A 1,994-nucleotide genomic window follows, 5' to 3' on the forward strand; every position below is an offset into this window, starting at 1 on the left:
GGTGCGCTGGCCGGCCAGCGCGGCCTCGGCCTGGGTCAGCGCCGCGGCGTAGCGGGCGCGGTCCACCACGAAGAGCACATCGCCCTTGTGCACCGGCTGGTTGTCCTTGACCGCCACCTGGGTGACCAGGCCGGCGACGTCGGCGGACAGGGTGATCACGTCGGCGCGCACGCGGCCGTCGCGGGTCCATGGCGAGTGCATGTAATGATCCCATAGCGCCTTGCCCAGCCAGATGGCGAGCGCCAGCAGCAGCAAGGTGATCAGGTAGCGGATGAGGGTATTTATTCGCATATTGATTATCCGGTTTGGTATTTCAGGGTGGGCCGGAGGCGCACTCAATAAAGCAGCAAGGCCAGGCTGCTGAACACGCAGATCAGCAGGCTGAGGCGGAACAAGGCCGGGTGCCAGACCCGGCGGTAGAGTCCGGCCCGGCCCAGCAGCCAGTCCAGCCCGGCCTGGCACAGCAGGCTGAACAGGAACAAGGGCAGCAGGGTGGGGATCAGGATGCCGAACACGGCGATTTCACGAGTCATGGTCGTTTCCTTCCGCGGCTTGTTCGGCCACGTCCAGCAATGAGGTATGGATCAGGTGCAGATCGGCCAGCGCGCGCTGAATCCGCGTGGCGCGGTCGGCGTCGGCCAGCGCCAGGTGGACGCGCAGCACCGGTCCGGCCGCGCGCATGGTGGCGATGGCCTGCTGCAGCCGCTCCGGCGACGGCGCGGCGAAATAGCGCGCCAGCTGCGCCACCGTGTGCTCCAGATCGGCGCGCAACTGTGGCGATGGCGATTCCGCGGTCAGGGTGCGCAGATTGATCACCGCCAGGCCCAGTTCCAGCAGGGTGATGGCCTGGGCGGTAATGGTCTGTTTCAACTCGGCCTGGGCCGGGCTCAGCGTGTTCAGCAGATTGAGCAGGTCGCGGATGCGGTTCTCGTAACGCTGCTTCAGGTGCGGCAGCTTGGCGTCGCAGGCGCGGCGCGCCTCGCGCCACAGCGCCGCCGCGATGTGGCGCGGCGAGCCCATGGTGTGTTCGGGCAGCACCAGCTGAAAGAAAGCCGCCGCCAGCGCCAGCCCCAGGATGCGGGAGATGCTGTTGTTGAGGAAGGCGACGATGTCGTAATTCATCTGGTTCTGCGGATTGATCGCATTGGCCAGCACGATGGTCATGCCGGCGCCGATGCCGGCGTATTTGGGCAGGCATTTCAGATAACTGCCCAGCGCCAGAAAGGGCAGCAGGCCCAGCACCAGCATCGGGAAGCCATTGCCCTGGCTCAGCAGCCAGAACAGGCTGATATAGGCCAGCGGCGTGCCCAGCGCGAAGCCGGTCAGGAATTGCTTGACCATCAGCACCGGCCGCGGCGAGGAGGCGGCCAGGCCGCAGAGCACCGTGGCCAACAGCACCGCTTCCAGCGCGCTGGGCCAGGCCAGCCAATACCAGGCGATGGACAGGGTGCCCAGCGTCAGCGCCGCGCGCACGCCGCCGGCTATGGCCACCGGCAGCGGCGTGCCCGGCACATAGGCGGCCAGCGCGCTGATCTGCTGCGGCGTCTTGCTGGCGAAGCCGTGATAGACGCCGACGAAGGCGTGCATTTCCTCGATGAAGCGGGTCAGCAGCTCGGTGGCGGTGTCGAAGTCTATGCGCCAGTGTTCCGCCTGTTCGCCGCCAGGCAGCTTTTCGCGCGCGGCGTCGATGCGGCGCGGCCAGCCAGCGCGCAGCCGGCCCAGCTGGACCACGGTGTCCTGCGCCTCGGCGGCGTTGCGCGCCGGGCCGTCGGCGTCGCTGAGCACGGCGGCCACCTCGGCGAACAGCGGCAGCAGCAGGCCGGGCAAGGGCGAATCCGCATCTCGGCGCAGCCGCTCCATTTGCCGGTGCAGGGTGTGGAAGGTGGTCAGCGCGGCCATGAAGGTGGCGTTGAAGGCGTGCAGCTGATTGCTGCGCGAACGCATATTGCCGGCCTCGAAGAAGGCGGTGGCGCGGCCGGCTTCCAGCGCGGCGA

3 protein-coding genes are annotated in these 1,994 nt (G+C 67.9%); all 3 read right to left on the reverse strand.

Annotated features, from left to right (window positions below; translation table 11 throughout):
• The coding region (locus LQT98_RS21105; RefSeq protein WP_231464973.1) for a biotin/lipoyl-binding protein at positions 1 to 291 on the reverse strand (291 nt) is incomplete at its 3' end.
• 44 nt (positions 292 to 335) lie between these two features.
• The gene (locus LQT98_RS21110; protein WP_048411525.1) at positions 336 to 533 is read right to left on the reverse strand and encodes a DUF1656 domain-containing protein; all 198 of its coding nucleotides are present in this window, start codon (positions 531 to 533) and stop codon (positions 336 to 338) included.
• A partial coding sequence (locus tag LQT98_RS21115) for an FUSC family protein (protein ID WP_231464975.1) occupies positions 523 to 1,994 on the reverse strand: 1,472 nt, incomplete at its 5' end. The genes LQT98_RS21115 and LQT98_RS21110, both read right to left, overlap by 11 nt.

The organism is Chromobacterium aquaticum, from assembly GCF_021129195.1.
GTDB classification, from domain to species: Bacteria; Pseudomonadota; Gammaproteobacteria; order Burkholderiales; family Chromobacteriaceae; genus Chromobacterium; species Chromobacterium aquaticum.